The sequence below is a fragment of the Salinisphaera hydrothermalis C41B8 genome, from assembly GCF_000732535.1.
Taxonomy (GTDB): Bacteria; Pseudomonadota; Gammaproteobacteria; order Nevskiales; family Salinisphaeraceae; genus Salinisphaera; species Salinisphaera hydrothermalis.
The window spans coordinates 106,547-131,269 of the sequence record NZ_APNK01000008.1 but is presented as its reverse complement, the minus strand read 5'-3'; the positions used below and the strand labels follow the sequence as shown (position 1 = coordinate 131,269).

At 64.1% G+C, this 24,723-nt stretch carries 19 protein-coding genes; 3 read left to right on the top strand and 16 right to left on the bottom strand.

The window, feature by feature from the left end; genetic code table 11:
- Window positions 1–16: 16 nt before the first annotated feature.
- From C41B8_RS07870 to C41B8_RS07850, 5 genes are all read right to left on the bottom strand, one after another.
- A complete protein-coding gene (locus C41B8_RS07870) occupies window positions 17–1,192 on the bottom strand; it encodes a phytanoyl-CoA dioxygenase family protein (RefSeq protein ID WP_051883263.1) in 1,176 nt (391 codons plus the stop codon).
- Window positions 1,193–1,360: 168 nt separating this feature from the next.
- Window positions 1,361–2,143, bottom strand: a complete 783-nt coding sequence (locus tag C41B8_RS07865) for an ATP-binding cassette domain-containing protein (RefSeq protein ID WP_037336348.1) — start codon at window positions 2,141–2,143, stop codon at window positions 1,361–1,363.
- Window position 2,144: 1 nt separating this feature from the next.
- On the bottom strand, window positions 2,145–3,242 hold the full coding sequence (locus C41B8_RS07860) for an ABC transporter permease (protein ID WP_198025117.1): 1,098 nt from the start codon (window positions 3,240–3,242) through the stop codon (window positions 2,145–2,147).
- 68 nt (window positions 3,243–3,310) lie between these two features.
- The gene (locus tag C41B8_RS07855; RefSeq protein WP_084188683.1) at window positions 3,311–4,285 is read right to left on the bottom strand and encodes a sugar ABC transporter substrate-binding protein; all 975 of its coding nucleotides are present in this window, start codon (window positions 4,283–4,285) and stop codon (window positions 3,311–3,313) included.
- 575 nt (window positions 4,286–4,860) lie between these two features.
- Complete coding sequence (locus C41B8_RS07850; RefSeq protein WP_084188681.1) at window positions 4,861–6,273, bottom strand: sugar porter family MFS transporter; 1,413 nt, start codon at window positions 6,271–6,273, stop codon at window positions 4,861–4,863.
- Between the two features lie 399 nt (window positions 6,274–6,672).
- Here C41B8_RS07850 and C41B8_RS07845 point away from each other — a divergent pair, with 399 nt between their 5' ends.
- Window positions 6,673–7,683 (top strand): Gfo/Idh/MocA family protein, encoded by a 1,011-nt coding sequence (locus tag C41B8_RS07845; protein WP_037336346.1) that lies wholly within the window; start codon window positions 6,673–6,675, stop codon window positions 7,681–7,683.
- Window positions 7,684–8,057: 374 nt separating this feature from the next.
- Here the strand turns inward: C41B8_RS07845 and C41B8_RS07840 are convergent, their stop codons facing one another.
- The gene (locus C41B8_RS07840; protein WP_037336345.1) at window positions 8,058–9,185 is read right to left on the bottom strand and encodes a Gfo/Idh/MocA family protein; all 1,128 of its coding nucleotides are present in this window, start codon (window positions 9,183–9,185) and stop codon (window positions 8,058–8,060) included.
- A 114-nt stretch (window positions 9,186–9,299) separates the two neighbouring features.
- On the opposite strand from C41B8_RS07840, the gene C41B8_RS07835 reads away from it, so the two are divergent.
- On the top strand, window positions 9,300–10,049 hold the full coding sequence (locus tag C41B8_RS07835) for an IS5 family transposase (protein ID WP_084188679.1): 750 nt from the start codon (window positions 9,300–9,302) through the stop codon (window positions 10,047–10,049).
- A gap of 61 nt (window positions 10,050–10,110) precedes the next feature.
- Here C41B8_RS07835 and C41B8_RS07830 read toward each other — a convergent pair whose 3' ends face one another.
- The 10 genes from C41B8_RS07830 to C41B8_RS07785 all read right to left on the bottom strand — a co-directional run bounded on the left by C41B8_RS07830 (window position 10,111) and on the right by C41B8_RS07785 (window position 23,324).
- Window positions 10,111–11,283 carry a Gfo/Idh/MocA family protein gene (locus tag C41B8_RS07830; protein WP_037336344.1) on the bottom strand — a complete coding sequence of 391 codons (1,173 nt, stop codon included), beginning with the start codon at window positions 11,281–11,283 and terminating at the stop codon, window positions 10,111–10,113.
- Window positions 11,284–11,461: 178 nt separating this feature from the next.
- Window positions 11,462–12,625, bottom strand: a complete 1,164-nt coding sequence (locus C41B8_RS07825; protein WP_037336343.1) for a Gfo/Idh/MocA family protein — start codon at window positions 12,623–12,625, stop codon at window positions 11,462–11,464.
- A gap of 168 nt (window positions 12,626–12,793) precedes the next feature.
- A complete protein-coding gene (iolE, locus tag C41B8_RS07820) occupies window positions 12,794–13,687 on the bottom strand; it encodes a myo-inosose-2 dehydratase (protein WP_037336406.1) in 894 nt (297 codons plus the stop codon).
- Window positions 13,688–13,826: 139 nt separating this feature from the next.
- The gene (locus tag C41B8_RS07815) at window positions 13,827–15,326 is read right to left on the bottom strand and encodes a CoA-acylating methylmalonate-semialdehyde dehydrogenase (RefSeq protein ID WP_037336341.1); all 1,500 of its coding nucleotides are present in this window, start codon (window positions 15,324–15,326) and stop codon (window positions 13,827–13,829) included.
- 38 nt (window positions 15,327–15,364) lie between these two features.
- Window positions 15,365–16,273 (bottom strand): myo-inosose-2 dehydratase, encoded by a 909-nt coding sequence (gene iolE / locus C41B8_RS07810; RefSeq protein WP_198025116.1) that lies wholly within the window; start codon window positions 16,271–16,273, stop codon window positions 15,365–15,367.
- A 22-nt stretch (window positions 16,274–16,295) separates the two neighbouring features.
- Window positions 16,296–18,152, bottom strand: coding sequence for a 3D-(3,5/4)-trihydroxycyclohexane-1,2-dione acylhydrolase (decyclizing) (iolD, locus tag C41B8_RS07805; RefSeq protein ID WP_037336339.1), 1,857 nt, complete (start codon window positions 18,150–18,152; stop codon window positions 16,296–16,298).
- Window positions 18,149–20,095, bottom strand: coding sequence for a bifunctional 5-dehydro-2-deoxygluconokinase/5-dehydro-2-deoxyphosphogluconate aldolase (locus tag C41B8_RS07800; RefSeq protein ID WP_051883262.1), 1,947 nt, complete (start codon window positions 20,093–20,095; stop codon window positions 18,149–18,151). Before C41B8_RS07800 ends, iolD begins: the two co-directional genes overlap by 4 nt.
- A 160-nt stretch (window positions 20,096–20,255) precedes the next feature.
- Window positions 20,256–21,275, bottom strand: a complete 1,020-nt coding sequence (locus C41B8_RS07795; RefSeq protein ID WP_037336337.1) for a Gfo/Idh/MocA family oxidoreductase — start codon at window positions 21,273–21,275, stop codon at window positions 20,256–20,258.
- Between the two features lie 34 nt (window positions 21,276–21,309).
- Entirely contained in the window at window positions 21,310–22,305 is a 996-nt protein-coding gene (gene iolG / locus C41B8_RS07790; protein WP_037336403.1) for an inositol 2-dehydrogenase, read from the bottom strand.
- A gap of 14 nt (window positions 22,306–22,319) precedes the next feature.
- The gene (locus C41B8_RS07785) at window positions 22,320–23,324 is read right to left on the bottom strand and encodes a Gfo/Idh/MocA family protein (RefSeq protein WP_037336334.1); all 1,005 of its coding nucleotides are present in this window, start codon (window positions 23,322–23,324) and stop codon (window positions 22,320–22,322) included.
- Window positions 23,325–23,692: 368 nt separating this feature from the next.
- Between C41B8_RS07785 and C41B8_RS07780 the strand changes: the two genes are divergently transcribed.
- Window positions 23,693–24,658 (top strand): sugar phosphate isomerase/epimerase family protein, encoded by a 966-nt coding sequence (locus C41B8_RS07780; protein WP_037336331.1) that lies wholly within the window; start codon window positions 23,693–23,695, stop codon window positions 24,656–24,658.
- Window positions 24,659–24,723: the final 65 nt, after the last annotated feature.

Genomic DNA, 24,723 nt, shown 5'->3' with positions numbered 1-24,723 from the left:
GGACGGGAACCGCGGCTTACCCGGCCTCTCGTCGCTCGAGCTGGGCCGCGAGCTGTGCTTCGAACGTGGCGGCGTCAAGGCTTTCGCCGACCGCCCGGATCAGCAGTTCGCATTGCGTTTCGGGGGCGAGACCGGCGGTCGGCTGGTCGCGATCGAGATTGGTCGGGAAACCGTAGCCCTCGGCGGTCGCCTTGGCCGCGCGCACGACGGTTTTGGGATCGCGCTGGCGCAGCTCGCTATAGATTGCCCGGCACATCCGCGCGCGATCGAGAATGCCCATCGCCCGCCCGAACGCCGACGAGATCTGCAACAGATTGGCCATGCGGCGGATGTCGGCCGAGCGGTTGCTGCCCGCGGCATGAAACAGCGCCGGGTTGAAGAACACCGCATCGCCGGCCGCCAGCGGCAGCTGCACGTGATGCTCGGTGAAATAACGCTGGAACTCGGGCTTGCCGGTGGCGAGAAAGCCCAGCTCATAGCGCTGGGAATACGGCAGATAGAGCGTCGGCCCGCTCTCCAGCGGCATGTCGCAATGCGCGACCGCGCCTTGCAGCGTCAACTGCGAGGCAAAGCGATGCACATGCGCCGGGAATCGCTCGGCCTGCGCGGTGGACATGAAGCCCAGGTGATAATCGCGATGCGCGCTCTGGGCATCGCCGCCCGGATTCACCACGTTCAGGTCGGAGGTGACCTGATACATCGGGCCCAACCAGGCTTCGCTGACCAGCTCGATCACCGGGTTGGCGTAGTAGTCGACGTACGCCGCGGGGTCGCGTTCGGCCAGCTTCTGCTGGACGCGCCAGACGCGGTCGTTGGCGCCCGGTTTGGCGAAATGATCGCCGCCGGCGGTGCCCGCGGCGTGCTGTGCGTCGATCATCTCCTGAAAGCGCGCAGTCGCACGGTCGAGCGTAGCCCGGCCGAACGCACCGCTGAATACGATGATGCCCGGGCCCTCGAGCATGGCTTCGGCCAGCTCGGCCTGAAGGTCGGCACGGTCATCGGCCGACAGCTCGGCCACGTGGCGACCATCGTAGATGGGCACGTTGCGTTCGATGCGTGCCGCGAGCGGATAATCCTCGGCGCGGGTCGTGCGGTCGAGGCTGGCGACGAAATCGTCGAGCCGGCAATCATCGGCGTGCAGCCAGACCCGGTCGGCGGGCGTCGTGTGTTGTGTCTTGTCGTGAGCGAGCATGGTTTTCTCCTCCGGTTTCGCGTGCGGCTATTGCGGTTCCATTATTCGAACCGGAGCGGCCCGCCCACAACGCGAAATCACCTCAAAAACACCTCAAGAAGCGGCCCCGACGAATAGGCGCTTCCCACCACGAAAAAGGGCGCCGAATTGGCGCCCTCGTAAGCGGCTTCAGCGCTTCATCTCATGCTCAAGGGCATCGAGTCCGGCGCCTCCAGCCATCTGGAATATCAGGTCTTCAAGCGTGAGATCCTCGCGCGGCGCGTCCAGATCCATCTCGCCGCGGCTGAGTACGGTGAAGTGGTCGCCCACCAGATACGCATGGTGCGGGTTGTGCGTGATGAAGATCACGCCGACCCCATGCTCGCGCGCCGCCGAGGCGATGTACTTGAGCACAAGCCCGGACTGATGCACGCCGAGCGCGGCCGTCGGTTCGTCGAGAATGAGCACGCGGGCGCCGAAGTGAATGGCCCGGGCGATCGCGACCACCTGTTTCTGGCCGCCGGACAGCGTCCCGACGTGCTGCTCCAGATCCTCCAGCTCGATGCCCATCTTGCGCAGGGCGTCGTCGGTCTCGCGCCACATATTGTCGCGATCGAGGCGCTTGAACGGCCAGGCGCCACGGGTCATTTCCGAACCGAGGAAGAAATTACGCCAGACCGGCATCAGCGGCACCAGCGCCAGGTTCTGATACACCGCGGCAATGCCGAGATCGAGTGCCTCACGCGGCGAGCCGAATTTCACCGGCTTGCCATCGACCCGGTATTCGCCCGTCGAATGATGGGTGAGCCCGGCAATCACGCTGATCAGGGTGGATTTGCCGGCACCGTTGTCGCCGAGGATGCAGGTCACTTCGCCCTGCTTCACCTTGAGGCTGACGTTGGACAACGCATGCACGTTGCCGTAGTTCTTGCCGACGCCTTCGAGTTCGATGATGGCGGTTTCGTCGGTCATCTTATTTCCCCTGCGACGCGCGGGTGCGGATCCACGTATTGACCACGGTGGCCATCAGCAGCATCGCGCCCACGAAGAACATGAACCAGTCGGAGTCCCAGCCGGCATAGATCACGCCTTCCGTGGTCATGCCGAAGATGAAGGCGCCGAGCGCGGAGCCCACGGCCGAGCCGTAGCCACCGGTCAGCAGGCAGCCGCCGACCACCGAGGCCGCGATATAGAGCAGCTCGTTGCCGACACCGGCACCGGACTGGACGGTGTTGTAGGCGAACAGCATGTGCATCGCCAGGAACCACACGCAGAACCCCACGCCCATGAACAGCGCGATCTTCATGCCGCGGACCGGCACACCGACCGCGCGCGCGGCGTCGGGATCGCCGCCGACGGCGAAGATCCAGTTACCCACGCGGGTGCGCAGCAGCAGCCAGGTGGCGATGAGCACCAGCACGATCCAGTAGATGATCGCCACGCTGATGTCGAAATCACCGATGACGATATCCGAGGCGAACACCGCATGGGCCGAGGCAAAGCCCGGCATCGAGCTGATGTCGCCGGTGGCCACGCCGCCGGTAATGAGCTTGGTCAGGGCGATATTCAGGCCCTGTAGCATCAGAAACGTCGATAGCGTGACCAGAAAACTGTGGAGCTTGGTCTTGATCAGCAGCCAGCCGTTGAGCGCGCCGAGTGCCAGCGAGAACGCGAGAGCGAACGCCACGCCCAGCCAGATGTTGCCGCCGATCTGGGTGGCGAACATCGAGGCCGCCAGCGAGGAACTGATGACCGCCACACCGGCGGTCAGATCGAACTCGCCGCCGATCATCAGCAGCGATACGCCCACCGCGGGAATGCCGAGAATCGCGGCCTGGTAGAGCACGGTCGAGAACGCCGGCATGGTGCGGAACGGCGGTGCGACGATACAGAACAGAACGAATACGAGAATCGCCCCGCCGAGCGCGCCCGCTTCCGGCCGCTTGAGGATCTTCTTCCACAGCGGATCGCGGGAAATACGTTGCTTGGGTTGCTTCTGAGCCGCGCCGGTCGCTTTGTTGTCGAGCGTCGGCGCGCCGCGCAGTGCATCGTCGTCCATGGTGGCTGCCATTGGTTTTTCCTCCGGGGTGCCCCGGCGGCACAAGCCGCCGGGGCGTCACGAGCGGTCGAATCGGTGGCTTAGCGCGTACCGCGTTCGACGTACTTGATGACCTTGTCGATATTCTGCGGCGTTACGAAGGCCGGCCCGGTCAACACGGCGTTGCCGCCGCCCAGGGTGTCGCCGTTGGTCAGGTTCAGATACAGCAAGTCGACGGCTTCATAGCCCTGCAGCCATGGCTGCTGGTCCACCGCCCAGGCGACCTTGCCTTCCTTGACCAGCTTAGCGGTCCGCGGATTGAGGTCGAAAGTCACGACCTTGGCCTTGCTGTGCGCCATCTTGGCCGCATCCACGGCCACCGGCGCGAATGGCGCCCCGAGGGTGACGATGGTGTCGATCTGCGGGTCCTGCATCAGCTTGGCCATGATGCGCGAACGGGCCTTCGACATGTCGTAGCCCTCGAGATAGAGCGTTTCCGACTTGCCCTTGAAGGTATCGGCCACGCCGGCGCAGCGAGCGGCCAGCTGGACCGCGCCCTGCTGCTGGTTCACACACAACTCTTTCTTGGCGCCTTCTTTATTCAGGCGTTTGCCGATGGCCTGGCCGGCGAGCGTTTCGTCCTGGCCGACGTACATCGGAATGCCCATCGACTTCCAGGTAGAAAAGCCCGAGTTCACGCCGACCACCGGAATGCCGTCATCCAGCGCCTTCTTGACCAGCGGCTTCATGGCATCCGGAAACGCGAGTGTCAGTGCGATGCCGTCCACATGCTGGGTAATCACGTTCTCGAGCTTGGCGGCCTGTTTGTCGGGCGAGTCGCCGTGCAGATAGATGAGATCGACGTTGTCTTTCTTGGCAGCGGCGTTCGCGCCCTTGCGGACGAGGTCCCAGAACGTATCGCCCGCCTGCGCGTGAGTGATCAGCGCGATCTTCAGTTGCTTGGAATTCTGGTCGGCCGCCGACGCAATGCCGGCCGTGCATACGGCAGCCACGCCCACGGCCAGTGCCGCTGCGGCCAGACGTACGTGCCGACGTCTTGTGGTGAACAGTCGCATATCGATCTCCTCCTTCGTGCTTTTTCGCTTCGTCTGGCCCGGTTTCGACCGGGCCGGTTTTTTGATCTGTAGCAGGCGCGAGCACGGGATGCTCGGCGACCGTGGTTATGACAATGATGGAATGCTTATATCGCCGCAAGTATTTTTGAAATTTTTGAGCTAATCCATTGGTCGAATGGAACACGGACGTCATGCCATCGCCCGCGGGATGTCGCCTGCAAGACGAAACGGATCAAGCGGATAACGAGACGCGCACTTGCCTTGGTCGATCCTCGGCCGCGCGCAGCGCTCCGTCTGGTTGGGAAGCTCATGAGCGGGGACGCCCCAATCGGCGCTGCAAGCGAGCGCGTTGGCGCCGCGCCATGCGGCAGGCCATGTGAGACGCGCGGCGATACCGCGTAATGGCAAGACAGACGTTGGCCAACGTCAGCGGCAGGCAACGTGTGTGTTCGTTATGGGCGGGCGGGCAAGCAATACAGCAGCCCGTGAACCGGGCGCGGTCTTTCAACGGGCCGGGCGCTGTTTTCAAGCCACGCCCGGCCTCCCCTCGCTATGGTCTCTTCATCGAGGCCGGATCAGGCGAAGCGATCGCGTATCTGGCTTTCGAATGCCTCGAGCGATTTGCCTCGGGTTTCCGGCACAACGGCGAGCGTGAAGATCAGCCCCAGGACCGAAATCGCGGAGAACATGAAGAAGGTCGGCCCGACACCCAATGCGGCCACCACCGGTGGGAAACCGAACGCCACGATGGCGTTGGCCAGCCAGAGCACGAACACACAGATACCCATGGCGAAACTGCGGATCTTGAGCGGGAAGATCTCCGATAGCATCAACCAGACCAGAGGCCCGAGCGTGCCCTGCATCGAGAATACGAAAGCCACGACGAAGATCAGCACCAGATACGGTTTGATGGCGACATCGGGCATGAACATCGCAGACAGCCCGACCAGCACGTGGAAGAAGGCGATGAGAAAGAACCCACCAATCAGCATCTTGCGCCGATCGATCTTGTTGATCAGCAGAATGCCGACGGTGATGCCCAGCACGCTGAACAGCCCGTTGAGCGTATTGGCGATCACCGCGCCGTTGTTCGAGAAGCCTGAGTTCTCCAGCAGCTGCGTGCCGTAATACATGATCGCGTTGATGCCGGTGAACTGCTGGAAGATGCCCAGCACCGCCCCGATGATGATCAACCGCCGGACCCAGGGCACGGTGAGATCCGACCATTGCCCGCAGCGGCTTTCCTGTTTCTCTTCCACCAGGGCATCGACGTCCGCGATCTCGGCGCGAGCTCGCTCGGGCGAACGGATCTGCTTGAGCACATCCAGCGCATCATCCCGACGGTTCTGTTCGGTCAACCAGCGCGGGCTTTCGGGTACCCGCAACATACCGATGAGCAGAGCAAACGCGGGCAGTACGCCGATCACGAGCATGTAGCGCCAGATACCGGGATAGTCGCCCCAGATATTCATGATCACGGCGTTGATGATGAAGGCAGCGAACTGCCCCGAGACAATCATGATCTCGTTGCGGGTAACCAGGCTGCCACGTCTCTCGGTCGGCGCCACCTCGGCCAAGTAGACCGGCACCGTCGTGGACGCGCCGCCGACCGCCAGCCCGAGGATGAAACGGAACGCCGAGAGCACTTGCCAGTTGGGCGAAATCGCCTCGCCGAGCGTGCCGACGATGAAAATGCCCGACAGCATGAGAATGGTGTATCGACGACCGGATACGTCGGAAATCCGTCCGCAGACCGCGGCACCCAGCGCAGCCCCGAAGATCAGGATGCTGACCGCAAAGCCCTGGGTCATGGGCGTGAGCCCGAGATCAATTTTCATCGGGTTCACCGCGCCGTTGATAACGCCGGTGTCGTAGCCGAAAAGCAGCCCGCCAAAAGTCGCGATGAACGCGATCGTGCCCAACTTTCGGGTATGGGAGCCAATCGGACTCGCTGCCGTGGCTCCGTAGACTGATGCTTCACTACTCACTTGAATCTCCTCCTCAGCGGCGGGGGATGCCGCTCGATCCGCGATCAAGCCGCTTGCCGCCACGCCCTATGGTGCTTGCGTCGCACTGGACGGCTAAACCGGTGATGTCTCATTGCGCCCTACCCGCATCCGGGTCGAAGCGCAGCCGCATGCTCACGAATCGCTTCGCGATACGCGCGGTAGTCCGTCTTCCTGAACGGCTGACGGTCGACAGGGCAGTCGCAATGTCAGGCGCTGTTCCATGTGAGCCGGAAACTACGTGGCTTGCACAGCCACCGTCAAACTATATATTTCATCATTTAGTATTATAGAATTTATTTTCCACCATTGCTTCCATGGTCCGACATTGAACGACAGGCGCCCACGCGCCCGCGCACTCCGCACCCAGGGTCAACGGATATGGATAAACAACGAATTGGAATCTTCGGCGCCGGCTATATCGCTTCGGTGCATACGGACATCCTCGGCCAGGACGATCGGGTCGAGCTGGTCGGCGTCGCCGACATGGTGGAAGCCAACGCCGCCCGCCTGGCGGCGAGTATCGGCAATGCCCGAACCGGCACGACGCTCGATGACTTGTTTCGCCTGGATGTGGACACGGTCTATATCACGACCCCGAACACCACCCACGTCGATCCGGTGGTTGCCTGCCTCAACGAGGGACGCAACGTCTTTTGCGAGAAACCCATGGCCACGGATCTGGACGGCGGCGATCACATCCGCGAGGCCGCACAAGCCTCCAGCGGGGTCTACAACCTCGGCATGAACCGTCGCTATGCCTGGACGCACGCCAAGCTCAAGTCACTGATCGACGCAGGCGACCTGGCGCCCTACAGCGCCCAGCTCAAACTCAACCGGGGCGAACTGCTGCGCCCGGCGTGGACGGCCGATCCAACCAAGACCGGCGGTTTTCTCTACGAGACCACGATCCACCAGATTGATCTGCTGCAGTATCTGTTCGGCCCCATCGCGACATTGCGTTGCGCGGCGCGCAGTGCGATCTCGAACGCCGAGTTCGACGACTTCTCGATGCTGTTCACCTTCGAATCCGGCACCGTCGCCACACTCAGCTCATCCGCACATTCCGGCTGGAGCTTCCCGTTCGAACGGATCGAGATCTATGGCCGCTATGCCACCGCCATGACCGAGGAACTGGAACGGGTCCGCTATGCGCTGGATCTCGACCAGACCGTCCACACCGAGGATTACACCCATATCGCGTTTGCCGAGAAAGGTGGCTACGCCAAGGAAGACCGCTTGTTCATCGACGCATTGGTCGACGGCGGCCGGCCGCCGGTCGGCATCGACGACGCGTACGCCCTGAATCTGTTACTGGCCGCGATTTACGAAAGCGCCCGCGAAAACAAGGAGATCGATTTCGCCGAGCGCGTTCGCACGGCCATCGGCTAGTCGGTGTCGTACCGGCCACTGCCCGCGTGCGGGCCGGTGCAAGTCGTTAATCAGGCAGGGGCTTCGATCCGTCGGATTACGCCGTTGGCTAATCCGACCTACACGAACCGACGACGCCCCGGAGATCGAACGCCCCCGTAGGTCGGCTTAGGCCGAAGGCCGTAAGCCGACCGCGCAGCCTCTCTCAGTCCGCTGTGTTGTAAAGCCAAGCGACCCACACGACCAGTCTGACGCGAACGAATATCGACATCGCGAGCTTCGCAACCGCACCGAACCGGGCAGGCATTGATGCTTCAAAGCAGCAGAGCGTGACCGTCCGGCCCTGAAAGCGCCAAGCGACCGGTCACGAACCACGCCGACCGCGTTGGAAACAATCACCCCACCCCGGCCCAGCGTCCTGCCTCGACGGAAGCCAGCGCCGCGTCGATCACGCGATGCACCTGCACCGCATCGGCAAAACACGGCCAGAGCGCCGTCCGTTCGCCGGTAATCGCAGCAATCAGGTCGCGTATTTCCACCGTGACCGTGTCGTTGTAGCCGGTCCCGTGACCGGGCGCGGGGCAGAAATCCCCGTAGTCGGGATGGGCCGGCCCCATCGGGACACGCCGAAAACCCTGGGTTCGTGCGTCGTCGCGCCGCGAGTAGAACTGGATCTCGCTCAGGCGTTCCTGATCGAACACGATCGTGCCTTCGGTACCGATCACCTCGTAGGACAGCCCCATCTTGTGTCCCGTACCGACGCGGGAGACATAAAGCGAGCCGGACACACCGTTCTCGAACCGCACCAGCAGCTCGGCCTGATCGTCATTTTCCACCGCGACGCGCCGGCCGGAATCCGGATCCGGCCGATGCGCATGCACGATGCGCGTCTCGGCCATGACCTCGCGAATCGGCCCGAGCAGCCATTGCGACATGCCGATGCAATGCGAACCGAGATCGCCCAGCGCGCCCGCCGCGCCGGCTTCGGCGCGCCGCATGCGCCAATCGATCGGCAGATCCGGATCGGCCAGAAAATCCTCGACGTGCACACAGCGAAACGACACGATCTCACCGAGCGCGCCTTCGGCAATCAACTGGCGGGCGAACTGCGAGGCCGGGGTCTTGGGGTAATTGAGCCCGACCATGCACACCACGCCGGCCTGCTCGGCCGCGGCCTGCATTTCGACGGCTTCCGCGGTGTTTGTCGCCAGCGGCTTTTCACAGAGTACATGCTTGCCGTGGGCGATCGCTTCCAGAACCATCTCGCGATGCGGTAACGGCGCGCACACGGTGACCACATCGATGGCCGGATCACTCACCAGCTGGCGCCAGTCGCCGGTATGGCGGGCGAAGCCCAGGCGTTTCGCGGCGCGCTCGGCCGAGGCATCCGAGCTGGTTGCGATCATGTCGGCCACCGGGCGTGTATCAAGCCCGAACACCGGGCCCACTGAGTGGATGGCCAACGCATGCGCCTTGCCCATGAAACCGGCGCCAATAACGCCGAAATGCAGTTCACACCGCATCGCGTCTACTCCTTTTTTGCTAGGGCGTGTTGAGGTTTCGCCATAAGCGATTGAAATGAAATGGCGAACTCGCATTGTTGCGGTATTCCACCCCCGCTTCAAAACGAGTTCACCATGGCCCGCCAGATGCTCTCAGAAAAGCTCTGGGCGAAGCTCAGACAGATACTGCTGGCTGAGTCGATTTACGACAAGCCACGATTGCGGCAAACAGTCGAGGGCATGCTCTACCGTATGCGGGTCGGATGCCCATGGCGCGATCTGCCGCAGGCCTTCGGGCCGTGGACTACGATTTATCAGCGTTTTCGAGCCTGGGCAGCCAGTGGCAAGTGGTGGCGTATTTTCCATGCGTGCATCGTCGATCCCGATCTCGAATGGGCGTTTATGGATGGCAGCTATGCCAAAGCCCACCAGCACAGTGCCGGAGCTAGCGGCGGTCAGCCGCAGGCGATCGGCCCCAGTCGCGCCGGGCGCACGACCAAGATTCACTTGGCCGTGGATGCCTACGGCTTTCCGATCACCTTCGAGATCACGGGCGGTCAGATCAACGATGGCTCGATCGGGCCGCGCCTGGTCGACGCGATACCTCGCGTTGACATCATGATCGCTGATAAAGGCTATGACAGTCGTCAGGTCCGAGCAGCGATCCAGACTCGATCCAGTCGGCCGGTCATCCCGCGCCGGCGTCATTCCAAGCGAGCCAATCCAGGCTTCGATAGCGGTTTGTACCGTTATCGACATCTCGGCGAGAATGCGTTTGCACGGCTCAAACAGTACCGTGCGATCGCTTGTCGCTTCGATAAATTAAAGGCGCACTACGAAGCAGTCGTCGCCATGGCATGTGCGCTGCTCTGGCTGCCCATGTGATGAAACCTCAACACGCCCTAGGGCCACCCTGCCGCACAGGCGGAGCGGCGTGCCATTCCTTTTACAGTTCCAGTTGGCCGACGGCCGTCCAGCGACCATCCGTGGCCGCAGACAAACGCACGGCATCCACGAACTCCAGCCCCAGCACGCCGTCTGCCGTGCTTGGATAGCCCAGTTCGTCGCGCGCCGGACGGCTGCCCGTGCGCGTCGCCGCGATCGCCCCGGCCGCTTCGGAATAGATGTTGGCGAAGGATTCGAGGAAGCCTTCCGGATGACCGAGGCCGATGCGTGTCAGCTCTTCGGCATCCGCCGATAGCGTCGCCCCACCCTGGGCCAGCACTTCGCGTCGACCGTCGGGATAGCGGATCTGCAGATGGTGCGGATCTTCGTGGCACCATTCGAGCGAGGCCTTGGAACCGACCACACGCAGCCGCAGCCCGTGCTCCGCGCCGGTTGCGGCCATGGTGATCCAGAGCGCCCCTCGGGCGCCGCCCGCGAAACGCAGCATGACGTTGGCATTGTCGTAGACCCGGCGATTCGGCACCACGGTGGACAGATCGGCGGCCAGCGATTCGAGTTCGAGGCCCGACACATATCGGGCGAGATGATGGATATGCGTGCCCAGATCGTAGATCACGCTGGCCTCGCCGGCCTGATCCGGATCGGTGCGCCAAGCGGCCTGTTTGTTGTCGGTGTCCGACTCGACATCGCCTGCAGCCCAGCCCGAGGCGAACTCGCCCTGGACCATCCGGATTGCGCCCAGATCGCCCCGGCGTACGCGCCGGGCGGCTTCGCGCACCATGGCATGGCTGGCGTAGTTGTGGGTGAGCGTGAATATCAGCCCCCGATCCTCGGCCAGCCGGTGAAGCTCCAGCGCCTTGTCGAAGTCGTCGGTCAGCGGCTTGTCGCAAATGACGTGAATGCCGTGCTCGAGAAACACCTTCGACACGGGATGGTGACTGGCATTGGGTGTGACGACGGCCACCGCTTCGATGCCATCCTCGCGGGCGGCTTCGGCGACGGCCATTGCTTCATAGCTGGCATAGACCCGCGATTCGTCGACGCCGAGTTCACGCGCTGCCTGGCGCGATTTGTCCAAATCGCGCGAAAAGACGCCCGCCACCAGATCGTAGCGACCGTCCATGCGCAGCCCGGCGCGGTGGGCCGTGGCAATGCCCGCCCCCGGGCCGCCGCCGACCATGCCGATGCGGATCGGCTGTTCGAATGATTTCATTGCTGCTCCTCGTTCGCGGCTTCGTTCTTTTAGTTATCCGCAGATTGCGCAGATGACACAGATTTCAAAGACAAATGATCGTTGGTTTTCAACCGTTTCGGTGTTCCGTACGGCAACTAGCTATCCGCCGTTCTCTTCTTCATCTGTGCAATCTGCGTAATCTGCGGATCCATGCTTTTCAAACGTCGACCCAGGATTCCGACTGGCAGGACTCGTCGATCGCTTCGAGAATCCGCTGGTTACGGGCACCGAAGCTGAAGTTCGGATAGCAATCGTCCGGGCTGGCGATGCCGGTCACGAGATCGCAGACGTCGATCACCTTGGCGTCGTAGAAGCCAAGGCTGCCGCCGCCGAAATCGAAGGGGAAGAAGCCGGCGTACTGCGGCACCTGGGAGCCGGCGAGCAGGGTCTTGAAGCCACGGTCGCGTTTCTCTTCGCGCATCCGGAACACCTGCAGTTCGTTGAACCGCTCGCCGTTCATGATGATGGTGCCTTCGGTGCCGGAAATCTCCCATTCCACGCCCATGATCTTGCCGGCCGCGATGCGCGAGGATTCGACCACGCCGGCGGCGCCGGACGCGAACTTCACCAGGCACTGGGTCTGGTCGTCGTTCTCGACTTCACGCCATTCGGCGTCGGCCCCGGCCTTCGATGAATAACCGGCGCCCGGATCGGCCACCGGGCGCTTGTCGAACACGACCTGCGACTGGCCGCAGACCCGGTCGAAATCACCCATCAGATACTGGGCCACGCCGATCACGTGCGCGCCGAGATCGCCGAGCGAGCCGGTGCCGGCGGCCGCCCGCGAGCAGCGCCAGGACCACGGCAGTTCCGGGTCGTTGAAGAAACCCTGGTCGAAGGTGCCGCGAAAACGCGTGGGCGTACCGATCTCGCCGCGATCGATGATCTGCTTGGCGAGCATGGCCGCCGGCGTCTTGATGTTGTTGAACGAGACCATGGTCTTCACGCCGGCTTTCTCCGCCGCATCGCGCATCTCGTTGGCCTCGGCGGTCGACATTGCCAGCGGTTTTTCGCAGTAGACGTGCTTGCCGGCCGCGATCGCTGCCAGCGCCATTTCGTGATGGAACTGGTTTGGCGAAGTGATATCGACGACATGCACGTTCGGATCCGCGATCATCGCCCGCCAATCGTCATAGGCCTTGTCGAAGTTGAAGCGCGTTTTCGCCGCCTCGGCCAGCGCGCGGCTGACATCGGCTACCGCATACAGATGCGGCCGCAGCGCCAGATCGGTATACAGCGCCGCACATCGCCAGAAGGCTTCAGCGTGAGCACGGCCCATGAAGCCGGTGCCGATGATGCCGATGTTGAGTTGTTCTGCCATTTCGATGGTCTCCTCGGAATTTTTTATCCGCAGATTTCGCAGATGACGCAGATTTTTTTAAGACAGAAAGCTTTTAGTTCATAACGGTCGTCTGGTCATCGAACCCAATAAGCCGACATTCCTGATCTGTGCAATCTGAGAAATCTGCGGATAACTGCCTTGAAAGAACTAGCCGCCAAAGAAGGACTGCACGGTACGCATCGCTTTGTCGGCATATTCGGCCGACGGCGCCTGGGTCGGGTCTTGCTCGGCTTCGACCACCAGCCACCCGTTGTAGGCATCGCTTTTGGCGAAATCTATGACGGGTGTGAAGTCGATACAGCCGTCGCCCGGTACCGTGAACATGCCGGCGCGTACGCCCGTATTGAATGAGTCGTCGCGCTCGCGAATGGCAGCGAACACATCACGGCGGATGTCTTTTAGATGGATGTGGTTGATGCGATGACCGTGGTTTGCGAGCACGCGGGCGAGGCCCCGGCCGCCGGCCGCGATATGCCCGGTATCGAACAGCAGGCCGACCGCATCGCCGGTCTCGGCCATGAGCCGATCGATCTCGGCCTCGGTCTCGGCGACCATCATCAGATGGGCGTGGTAGGCGAGCTGGAGGCCGTAGTCGCGTTCGAGTGCTTCACCGAACTCGGTCAGCCGCTGGCCGTAGGCCGCCCAGTCGGCATCCGAGATCACGGGCGTCGCCGACAGCGGTTCGTTGAGCGGATCGTCGCCCGGCATCAGCCCGGTTTCGCCGTAGACCATGACCTGGGCGCCGTTATGGGCCAGCAATGCGGCGTGGTTCGCCACATTGGCCAACTCGTCCGCGACGCCGATCTCGGCCAGGCGGCCGGAGTACCAGCCAGAGACCAGATCGACGTTGCCGTCGGCCAGCAGACCGGCGACGGCGTGCCGATCGGTCGGGAACTTGCGCCCCATTTCCACGCCTTCGTAACCGATCGCGGCCGCCTCGGCGATGAAGGTTTCGACCGGCGTTTCGTCGCCGAATTCGGTGATTACGTCGTTGGTCCAGCCGAGCGGATTGATGCCCAGGCGCAAGCTATAGGGTGCCAGCCGTTCCCGGGTCGCTTGCTGGCTGGGCTGCCAGTCGCGCGCAGGGGTCTGGCGCACGTTCGAAGCCGTCGTGCTCATGATGATCTCCTCGAAGAGAACGCCGGGCGCTGCGGGCGCCCGGCGGCCGATTCCTGCGTTATCAGTGCGTCGGCATGACGAAGGCGTTGTCCTGCGAGACCTGGTCCTCGGGCCAGCGCGCGGTCACGGTCTTCAGCCGGGTATAGAAGCGCACGCCGTCGGCGCCGTGTACATGCAACGGGCCAAACAGGCTCCGCTTCCAGCCGCCGAAGGAATGGAACGCCATCGGCACCGGAATCGGCACGTTGACGCCGACCATGCCGACCTCGATACGCTCGGCGAAGGTGCGCCCCGCGTGGCCGGATTCGGTGAAGATCGAGGTGCCGTTGGCGAACTGATTGGCGTTGATCAGGTCAATCGCCTCATCCAGCGATTCGGTGCGGCTGATGCACAGTACGGGCCCGAAGATCTCTTCGTCGTAGACGCGCATGCCGGGCTTGGTGTGGTCAATCAGCGAGCCGCCGATGAAGTAGCCGTCCGGATGGGCGGAGAAGTCCTTCTCGCGCCCATCGACCACCAGCTCGGCTTCCTCGGCGCCGATGCCGACATAGTTCGCGACCTTGTCGCGATGCTCGGCCGAGACCAGCGGGCCCATGTCGTTGTCCTTGCCGTCGACCAGCGACGGACCGACCTGCAGATTCTCGAGCCGCTCGACCAGGGCCGCGCGCAGTTTCTCGGCGGTTTCCTGGCCGACCGGCACGGCCACCGAGATGGCCATGCAGCGCTCGCCGGCGCTGCCATAGGCCGCGCCCATCAGCGCATCGGCCGCGCCGTCGATATCGGCATCCGGCATGACCACCAGATGGTTCTTGGCGCCGCCGAGCGCCTGGACGCGCTTCTCGGCGGCCGAGGCGGTCTCGTAGATATGCTTGGCGATCGGCGTGGAGCCGACGAAGCTCACCGCGGAGACATCGGCATGCGTGATCAGATGATTCACCGCTTCGGCCCGACCGTGCACGACGTTGAACACGCCGTCCGGCAGCCCGGCTTCCTTGAGCAATCGGGCCATCAGGTTGGCGGCCGAGGGGTCCTTGTCGGCCGGCTTGAGCACGAAGGTGTTACCGGTCGCCAGCGCGATCGGATACATCCACATGGGCACCATGGCCGGGAAGTTGAACGGCGTGATGCCGGCACAGACGCCGACCGGCTGGTACATGGAATAGCTGTCCACGCCGGTGCCCACGTTCATCGAATGCTCGCCCTTCTGCAGATGCGGCATGCCGCAGGCGAATTCGACCACTTCGATGCCCCGGGTGACCTCGCCCTGCGCATCCGAGAACACCTTGCCGTGCTCGGAGGCGATCAGCCGCGCCATCTCATCGCGGTGCTCGTCGAGCAGGGCCTTGTACTTGAACAGGATGCGCGCCCGGCGCAGCGGCGTGGTCCCCGACCAGCCCGGCAGCGCCGCCTTGGCCGCCGCCACCGCGGCATCGACATCGCCCGTCGTGCCGATCACGACTTCGGCCTGTTGCTCGCCGGTCGTGGGGTTGAATACGGCCCCGCGCTCGGCGTTGTCGCCGGCCGTGGGCTCGCCGTTGATGAAGTGCAAAATCTCGCGCATGTCATCGGTCCTTTGAATGGTGTCTTGTGCAGTGGCGCTTACGCGGCCGCCACCAGTGAGAAGCCGGCTCGTCGCGCCGTGTCGCGCAGATAACGATAGCTGCGCTCGGCCAACGGCCAGGACGGCGACACCGACGGGTCCGTCTCGGCTTCGGTGATCAGCCAGCCGTCGTAACCGGTGGCCGCCAGCCGCGCCAGAATGGCATCGAAATCGAGGCTGCCGTCGCCGGGAATAGCGAATACGCCGTCGACCACGGCATTCAGGAAACTGGCGTTGCGATTGCGCGAACGCTCGACGACGGCCTGGCGCACGTCCTTGCAGTGCGCATGCACGACGCGCTCGCCCCAGCGCTCGAGCCACTCGAGCGGATCGCCGCCGGCGAACGCACAGTGGCCGGCATCGAACAGCAGCCCAACGTTGTCGCCGGTTTTATCCATCAGCCGAGCGACGTCATCGGTGGCCTGAATCACGGTGCCCATGTGGTGGTGATAGGCCATGCGGATGCCCTCGCCCGCCAGATAATCGGCGATCGCATCGATCCGCGGCGCCAGCCGCTGCCAGTCGGATTCGGTCAGCCGCGGCCGGCGCGACACCGGCATCGAGCGGTCGAGATGCACACAGCGCGCCGTCTCGCAAAAGACCATCGCGCTCACGCCGGCGGCCTTCATCAGGGCGAGATGCCCTTGCATGGCCTCGATTTCTTCGTTGACGTCACGCTCCAACAGATTCGACGAATACCAGCCCGAGGCCAGCACCAGATCTTCATCGGCGAGCAGCGGGCCGAGGTCGTCGAACGTCGTCGGGAATTTGCGCCCCATCTCCACGCCTTCGTAGCCGGCCCGTTTCGCCTCGGCCAGACACTGGGTGAGCGGCGTCTCGTCGCCGAGCAGCGGCAGGTCGTCGTTAGTCCAGAGCAGCGGGTTCACACCCAGTCGAACGGTCATCATTGCATCTCCTTTGCGCGACGGCTCAGCGCTGACGCTGCTTGTTGTTGTCGTAGCCCGCGCGGCGCTCGGTGACAGCCTCGCGGCTGGATACCTCGGCCACCGGCACGTCCCACCAGGTGCCGCCCTCGGCGGTCGCCTTGTCGGCATCGGTCTTGAGCGCGATCAGATAAGTCTTGTCGGCGGCCTTGGCGCGATCCAGCGCGGCTTCGAGCCCGCCGATGCCGTCGACCCACTCTGCTTCGCAACCAAGCGCTTTTGCATGGGCCGCGAAATCAATCTCCGGCGCGCCGTCGGGCGCGGTATTGCAGCCCTCGAACAGATTGTTGAATTCCACCCCCACGGTCGCGCCCTGCAAGCGATGGATACAGCCGTAGCCGCGATTGTCGAGCAGCACCACGATCAGCTTGTGGCCGAGCATCACCGACGTCGCCAGTTCGGAGTTGAGCATCAGATAACTACCGTCGCCGACCGTGACGTAGACGTCGCGCTCCGGCGCGGCCATCTTCACGCCCATGCCGCCAGCGATTTCATAGCCCATGCAGGAAAAGCCGTATTCGACGTGATAGCTGCCCGGCCCGGTGGTCTGATAGAGCTTGTGCAGCTCGCCCGGCAGGCCACCGGCGGCACAGACGACCGTGCCGTTCTCGCCGGCCGCGCGATTGACCGCGCCCAGCACCTGGCTGTCGGCCGGGCACGCCGCGCCGTCGTCCGCGGTCACGCGTTCGACGATGGCGAGCCAGTCGCGTCGTTCGTCGGCCAGTTTGTCCTGCCACCCGGCATCCGCCTGCCAATCGGCCAGCCCCGCTTCCAGTGCTTCGAGCGCCACGCCCGCGTCGCCCACCAGCGATTGCCCGCCGTGTTTGGCGGCATCGAACCGCGCCACGTTGATGCCGAGCAGTGTCGGCCCATGGTCCATGTAGAGAGCGCGTGAGCCGGTGGTGAAATCCTGTAGCCGCGTGCCCAGCGCGATGACGACGTCGGCTTGTTCGGCCAGCGCGTTGGCGGCCGTGGAACCGGTCACGCCGATCGCGCCGACGTTGTTCGGGTGATCCGCCCGCAGGCTACCCTTGCCCGCCTGGGTTTCGGCCACCGGAATGCCGTGGCGCTCGGCGAACGCCGCGAGCCGGTCACAGGCGTCCGCGGAATAGAGCACGCCGCCGCCGGCGATAAGCAACGGCCGCTCGGCGCGCTTGAGGGTATCCAGCGCGGCGGCCAGCTCGGCTTCATCCAGCCCGGGGCGACGAATGCGATGCACGCGCTCGTCAAAAAACGCGGCCGGAAAATCATAGGCCTCGGCCTGCACATCCTGGGGCAGCGCCAGCGTCGCCGGGCCACAATCGACCGGATCGAGCAGCGTATCGATCGCCGCCGGCAGGCTGCTCAGCAATTGTTCCGGCCGCGTGATGCGGTCGAAGTAACGCGAGACCGGCACGAACGCATCGTTGACCGTGGTCGACGGCGCGCCGTAATGCTCGACTTGTTGCAGTACCGGGTCCGGCTTGCGGGTGGCGAAGGTATCGCCCGGCAGCAGCAGCACCGGCAGGCGATTGGCATGCGCCAGCCCGGCGGCCGTCACCATATTGAGCGCCCCGGGGCCGATGGACGTAGTACAAGCCATCATGCGCCGGCGCCGATGCTGTTTGGCGAAGGCAATGGCGGCATGGGTCATGCCCTGCTCGTTATGAGCCCGATAGGTCGGAAACGCCTCGCGTTCGGCGTAAAGCGCTTCGCCCATGCCCGCGACGTTGCCGTGGCCGAAGATGGCAAAGCAGCCCTCGAACAAGCGCTCGCGGCGGCCGTCGATCTCGATGCGCTGCGCCGCGAGATAGCGGACGAGCGCCTGCGCCATGGTCAGGCGAATGGTATGCGGTCGGCTCATGCCATAGCTCCTGCGGAACGCGGGTTATCCGTTTCGCCGACGGCATCGCGCCAGGTGGTGATCAGCTCGGCGTAGTTGTCCGAGACGGCGGCGACGAACGCGTCGTCGCCCAGCTCGCCGGCCAGCCACTCGCGGGCCGGCCCCGCGAACAGCGTCCGCCCGATCGTGAAGCCGCGACAGATTTCGGAAGCACTCGCATCGCGGAAGCCGGCTTTTACATCGCCCATCGGCGCATCGAGGCCGAGCAGCACGACGCCGCGACAATGATCGTCGTGACGCTCGATCACGCCGCGCACGGCCCGCCAGGCAGCGGCGCTCATCGGCGGCAATTTCCACCAGTCGGGCCGGATGCCGAGGTGATAGAAGCGCTGCAGGCTGCGCGCGACGGTGGCGTCGTCGGCGGCCCTATCCTTGGGCGGAATCACCTCGATAAGCAGTTCGTGGCCGGTGATGCGCCGTGCCTCGTCGAGCTGGCGAAGTTTGTCTTCCTGATCCAGGCGCAGGCCGATCTCGTCGTCCGGGTGATAAAACACCAGACACTTGATGATGTGCTCGGCCGGCCAGCTGATGAGCTGGCTGCCGATATCGTCGCCGTGCTGGAAGCGCAGCGGGCGCGAGCCCGGTTCTTCCACGGGCCGGCCGATCCACCAGCCACGGCCGGTCATCGCGTTGAGCGCGTCCTGGCCGATCACGTCGTCGCAGAGCACGGCCGGCGTGCCGGGAACGCCCGCTTTGTCCAGGCCTTTCTCGGCCGCGGCGACCAGCAGCTCCTTGAGCGGCGAGAGGCGGGCGGCGTCCACGCCCAGCTCGCCGACCATATCGAACAGCTGCAGCCGATGATCGAAAGCCAAGCCATAGATCGGGCCCCATTCGGCCGGATGGCGGGTGGTCTTGGCGTGCAGATCATTGAGGCGGTCGTCGCGGTCGGGGCGCGGGACGTCATCGCGGCGAGCCAGATAATCGAACAGTTCGGCCTCGGTCGGCATCGCCGGCGCGCAGCCATGACGAGACACGACGAGGGCGCCACAGGCGTTGGCATAGGTCGCGCACGTCTCCCACGACTCGCCGCGCAGATAACCGCGCAGGAAACCGGAGATGAAGGCATCACCCGCGCCCAGCACGTTGAGCACCTCGACCTTCACGCCCTCGACCAGCACGCCGTCGTGCACGGTGTCGCCCACCGGACCCTCGAAGATCGTGCAGCCCAGCGCGCCGAGCTTGCAGACGAGTACCGCGTCGGACAGTTCGCGCACTTTCTTGAGCGCGGCGATAGTGTCGGTCGTGCCGCCGGCGATATGGAATTCTTCCTCGGTGCCGACGATGAGATCGAAATCGCCGATCCAGCGCTGCAGATGGGCCGTGGTCTCGGCGTCATCGACATAACGCGTCTCGCCGTCGCCGAGCTCGGCCAGGCCCCAGAGCACCGGGCGATAGTCGATATCGAGGATGCGTTTCAGTCCGTGTTGTTTCGCGGCATCCAGTGCGGCGCGGCAGGCGCCCTGCGTGGTCTCGGTCGACAGATGCGTACCGGTGATCGCCAGCGCTCGCGCGGTGCCGATCCAGTCGGGGTCGACATCTTCGGCGGCGATCGCCATGTCCGCGCAATCCTTGCGATAGAACAGCAGCGGGAAGGTATCGCGATCCTTGATCGCCAGAATCGCCAGTGCGGTGAAGCGCTCCTTGTCGACCGGCATATGCGAGGTATCGACGCCGGCGCGCTGGAATTCCTCGACCACGAAATTGCCGAACTGCTCGTTGCCGACGCGGGTGAGCATCGCCGATTTCAGCCCGAGCCGCGCGCTGCCGTAGGCACAGTTGCCGGAACTGCCGCCCAGGTACTTGGCAAAGCTGGACACATCCTCCAGCCGGCTGCCGATCTGCTGGGCATAGAGATCGACCGCCGCGCGCCCCAGGCAGATCAGGTCGAGTGCGTTGTCAGACATGGGCTTCTCCGCTTCGGTCTTGGAACAGCGGTTCGATTCAGTCCGCCGATAACTTATTTATTCTAAATTTTCCAACAAAGGAATTTCTGTTACAAGCGTTCTGCGACTAAAGTTGCGTCGGCTATCGACCACCGCTCGCCCGCCGCAGAACGCCGCGGCGTCAGCCATAGAACGTCGGCTTTTTGCCCAGCGCTATCGTGACCGTCGTGCCTTCGAGTTGCGCCTCGACGCCGGCCTCGCAGCAGGCGGCCGCGGCATAGCCGTCCCAGGCGCTCGGGCCGTTCGGTGGCAAACCGTCGCGCAGACGGTTCACCCAGCCCTGCAATTCGGTATCGAAGGCGGCCGCGAAACGCTGCTCGAAGCCGGGCGTGACCTCGCCGCCCCAGTGGCCCGCCGAGCGGACATAAGCGCCCTCGTCGTTGCCGATATCGACAATCCCGCGCTCGAATACCGCCTCGGTATGCACCTGGTAGCCGAACAGCGCGTTGACGAAGATCTCGACATCCACCAGCACGCCGGATTCGGTGCGCATCAGCACCTGCTGCGGGTCGGACAGCTTGCCGTGGGCGCCGGCCGTCGCCCGGCCCTTGCGTACCGAGATCTCGGTGATTTCCTCGCCGGTGAAATACCGCACGCCGTCGATCTCGTGGACCACCGAGTCGTAGATCATCAGTGCATCGGTGAAGTTCGGCGGCGGATCGGGATTGCGATGCCGGCAGTGCAGCATCAACGGCGCGCCGAGCGAGCCTTCGGTGAAATAGCGCCGCAGGCGTTGATAACCGGCGTCGTAACGACGCATGAAGCCGACCTGGATCAGGCGCGCGTCGAGCCCGGCTTCGGCGTCCACGATCTCGCGGGCCGTGGCCGCGTCGGCGGTCAACGGCTTTTCGCAGAACACCGGCAGGCCCTTGTCGAGTGCGTCCATGAGCACGTCGTAATGCAGCATGCCGGGCGTGGTCAGTACGAAGGCGTCATACTGACCGCTGGACAGGGCGGCGTGCGGGTCGTCCCAGACTTTCGCGTGGCCGCCGGCCAGCGCCGCGGCGGCCTTGGCGCGCCCGGCATCGATATCGACCACGCCGGTGACGTCGGCGCCGGCGATGCGATGGGTCAGCCGCTTGATGTGGTCGGTGCCCATACGGCCGGTGCCAATGACGGCGATGCGCAGATTATTGGCCATGGCGGCCTCCCTTGAGTCGTTGAAACGAACGGCTTCAGCCGATTTCGTCGAGACGCACGCTGCGATTCTCGGCTAGCGACTGCGTGGCCGCCGCGGCCAGACGCAGCGACTGATAGCCATCTTCGTGGGTCGCCTTCGGGGCGCTGCCGGTACTCCAGGCGTCGTACAGATCGCCCAGCTCGCGGCCGTAGGCGATGCCATAGCGTTCCAGGAAGAAATGCTTGGGCGGCTCGTCGAGCTGGCCGGCCTCGCCGGTATAGCGCAGCCGGGTTTCGGTTTCGTTGACCGCCTGCAACATGCCCGCGCTGCCGAAGGCCTCGATGCGCTGGTCGTAGCCGTAGGCCGTGCGCCGTGAGTTCTGGATATGACACAGCCGGCCGGATTCGGTGGTCAGCACCACCATCGCGGTATCGATATCGCCGGCCTCGCCGATCGCGGGGTCCACCATCACCCCGCCACTGGCGAATACCGAGGCTATCGGCTCGTCGAGCAGCCAGCGCGCGACGTCGAAGTCGTGGATCATCATGTCGAAGAACAGCCCGCCGGAGCCCTTGATGTAATCGATGGGCGGCGGCGCCGGATCGCGGCTGATGATGGTCAACGTTTCCAGCTGCCCGATCCGCCCGGCCTCGATCGCAGCCTTGAGCGCGGCGAACTGCGGATCGTGGCGGCGATTGAAACCGAGCGCGCAGGCGACCGGGTGGGCGTTGACCACATCCACGGCGGCTTTCGTGCGCTCGATGTCCAGCGCGATCGGTTTTTCGCAGAGCACCGCCTTGCCCGTCGTCGCGGCCCGTTCCAGGAACTCGGCATGGGTCGCCGTGGACGAGGCGATCAACACGGCGTCGATGGCATCGTCGGCGAAGATCGTATCGACATCCACGCTGGCCGCGCCGTGCATGCTCGCCAGTGCTTCGGCGGCCTCGGCCCGGATGTCCGAGACATATTTCAGCGCGATGCGCGGATCGCGGGCGGCCGCGGCGGCATGTACATGGGCGATGCGCCCGGCGCCGATGATGGCCAGGTTCATGATGGGCTCGGACATTAGGGTTTCTCCAATGAAACGATGCGCGACGTGGTCAACGATTCGATACAGGCATCCAGTACCCGCATGTTCGCGAGTACGTCGTGCGGCGAGTAATCGGGCGTGCGCCCGGTTAGAACGCAGTCGGCGAAATGCGCGACCCCGTTCGGGTATTGATGGGACGTAACGCGCTCAACGGTCGTGTTGCCGTCGGCGTCCACGATGTCGATGGGACCATCGCCGTCCGGCTGCGGCACGAAGGCCTTGGGCACTCGGAGCGTGCCTGCGGTGCCGTAGACCTCGTAGGCATGCCGGGGCGTGGCATCCATGCCGCAATCGAAGCCGGCCTTGGCGCCGTTGTCGTAGCCGAGCACGACGGCGGCCGACATCTCCGCCGCCTGCGGGCCGGCGAAGCGCGCGACCGTGGCGACCCGGTCGGGCTCGCCCAGCAGGCTGCGGATCACGTGGATGCAGTAGCAGCCCAGGTCGTAAAGGCTGCCGCCGCCGGTTTCGAGGCCGCCGTGGCGGAAATCCGCCAGGCTCTTTTCCAGGTTGAAGGTCAGATTCACGTGGACGCCGCGCACCTCGCCGATCGCGCCGGCGGCAATCAGTTCGCGCACGCGGGCGTGTTGGGCATGGAATTGATACATCATGGCTTCCATAAACAGCACGCCGGCCGATTCACAGGCGGCGATTGCCTCGCGGGTCTGGCCGGCCGTCAACGCCGCCGGTTTTTCGCAAAGCACGTGCTTGCCGGCACGCGCCGCCTTGATCGTCCACTCGGCATGGCGATCGTTGGGCAGCGGCAGATACACGGCATCGACCGCTGGATCGGCCAGCAGCGCCTCGTAATCGTCGTAGCCGGTGGCAAAACCGAAACGCTCGACCAGTTCGGACGGCACGCCGCGGCGGCTGGCCAGCGCATAGGGCTGGCTGTTGTCGGCGGCCAGGATGGCCGGGATCGTGTGTTCGCGTGCGATCTCGGCCGCCCCCAATACCCCCCAGTTGATCGAGGATCGACTCATGACCGACTCCTTTGGAAACGATGAAGCTCGACCGGATCGATCGAGCGCGTCTGAATAGAATTTATTTTCTATTTTTATTTTTTACAAACCTATCATTTTATACTTTAGTCGAGCCACCGGCCCGACCGATGCGCCCGCCCATGTTTCGCGGCGCGCACGCGGGCAACTCGCGGTCATCATGGCCTTGGCACTACATCGATTAGCGCGGGCGAATCCATCCTGCCCGCGTTTTTAGCGGGCCTTGCGCGGCGCTGGCGCGTCGTGACGCCGGATATTGCCGTGGGTTGCGCTCTTGCGATGCTGGAATTTTCATTCTAATTTCGACGCAACAACCACGCCGTTATTCAAAAGCACAGAGGAGATGCGTGATGAAGATAGGGATGGTGACCGACAGCGTCGCCCATATGGATACCGACGCCATGCTCGACTACTGCGCCGAGCTCGGCATCGACGCGATCGAGTTCTGCGTCGGCAACTGGGGCGCCGCGGCCCACATAGGTGATGTGAAGATGCTTCTCGAGGACTCGGCGCGCCAGCGTGAGCTGGCCGCCAAGATCCGCGATCGCGGCCTGGAAATCTCGGCATTCACCGCCAACGGCAATCAGCTGCATCCGACCGATGGCGAGCGTCAGTCCACGGTCGTGCATAACGCCATCCGGCTGGCCGAGATCTTCGAAGTGCCCCGCATCGTGCTCATGTCCGGCCTGCCCGCCGGCGCGCCCGGCGATTCGATGCCGAACTGGGTTACCACCGCGTGGCCGCCGGAGACCCACGACATCCTGCGCTATCAATGGGAGGACGTGGCTATTCCCTACTGGCGCAAACTGGTCGACTACGCCGAAGGCCGAGGCGTCAACCAACTGTGCATCGAAGCGCACGGCGCGCAACTCGTCCACAACATGCCCAGCTTCATGCGACTTCGGGATGCCGTCGGCCCCACCGTGGGCCTGAACTTCGACCCGAGCCATTTCATCTGGATGGGCGGTGATCCGATCGAGATGATCCGGCGCTATGCGGACTGCATCTACCACGTGCACGCCAAGGACACGTACATCGATCAACACAACCTGGCCGAGGCGACGCGGCTCGACACCCGGCCGATGGATCGGGTGCTAGACCGCAGCTGGTCGTACGTCACGTTGGGCTATGGCCAGCCCGAGGACTGGTGGCGTGAGTTCTGCTGGCAGCTCCAGGCCCGCGGCTACTCGGAGGGTGTGCTGTCGATCGAACACGAAGACCAGAACCTGTCGTGCAACGAAGGCGTACGCCGCTCGGTCGACCTGCTGCGGCGCGTCATGCCGCAGGAACAACCGGACTACCAGCTGCCCGACTGATTCGCCGCGGCGCAGCACTCAGACACACGGCTGTCTCTTTCCTCTTGCGCCCTCCACTGCTCGGC

Bases quoted from the DNA above. Each gene is read 5' to 3' on its own strand.
- C41B8_RS07870 (WP_051883263.1), bottom strand. From the start codon at position 1,192: ATGCTCGCTCACGACAAGACACAACACACGACGCCCGCCGACCGGGTC.
- C41B8_RS07865 (WP_037336348.1), bottom strand. From the start codon at position 2,143: ATGACCGACGAAACCGCCATCATCGAACTCGAAGGCGTCGGCAAGAAC.
- C41B8_RS07860 (WP_198025117.1), bottom strand. From the start codon at position 3,242: ATGGCAGCCACCATGGACGACGATGCACTGCGCGGCGCGCCGACGCTC.
- C41B8_RS07855 (WP_084188683.1), bottom strand. From the start codon at position 4,285: ATGCGACTGTTCACCACAAGACGTCGGCACGTACGTCTGGCCGCAGCG.
- C41B8_RS07845 (WP_037336346.1), top strand. From the start codon at position 6,673: ATGGATAAACAACGAATTGGAATCTTCGGCGCCGGCTATATCGCTTCG.
- C41B8_RS07840 (WP_037336345.1), bottom strand. From the start codon at position 9,185: ATGCGGTGTGAACTGCATTTCGGCGTTATTGGCGCCGGTTTCATGGGC.
- C41B8_RS07835 (WP_084188679.1), top strand. From the start codon at position 9,300: ATGGCCCGCCAGATGCTCTCAGAAAAGCTCTGGGCGAAGCTCAGACAG.
- C41B8_RS07830 (WP_037336344.1), bottom strand. From the start codon at position 11,283: ATGAAATCATTCGAACAGCCGATCCGCATCGGCATGGTCGGCGGCGGC.
- C41B8_RS07825 (WP_037336343.1), bottom strand. From the start codon at position 12,625: ATGGCAGAACAACTCAACATCGGCATCATCGGCACCGGCTTCATGGGC.
- C41B8_RS07815 (WP_037336341.1), bottom strand. From the start codon at position 15,326: ATGCGCGAGATTTTGCACTTCATCAACGGCGAGCCCACGGCCGGCGAC.
- iolE (WP_198025116.1), bottom strand. From the start codon at position 16,273: ATGATGACCGTTCGACTGGGTGTGAACCCGCTGCTCTGGACTAACGAC.
- iolD (WP_037336339.1), bottom strand. From the start codon at position 18,152: ATGAGCCGACCGCATACCATTCGCCTGACCATGGCGCAGGCGCTCGTC.
- C41B8_RS07800 (WP_051883262.1), bottom strand. From the start codon at position 20,095: ATGTCTGACAACGCACTCGACCTGATCTGCCTGGGGCGCGCGGCGGTC.
- C41B8_RS07795 (WP_037336337.1), bottom strand. From the start codon at position 21,275: ATGGCCAATAATCTGCGCATCGCCGTCATTGGCACCGGCCGTATGGGC.
- iolG (WP_037336403.1), bottom strand. From the start codon at position 22,305: ATGAACCTGGCCATCATCGGCGCCGGGCGCATCGCCCATGTACATGCC.
- C41B8_RS07785 (WP_037336334.1), bottom strand. From the start codon at position 23,324: ATGAGTCGATCCTCGATCAACTGGGGGGTATTGGGGGCGGCCGAGATC.
- C41B8_RS07780 (WP_037336331.1), top strand. From the start codon at position 23,693: ATGAAGATAGGGATGGTGACCGACAGCGTCGCCCATATGGATACCGAC.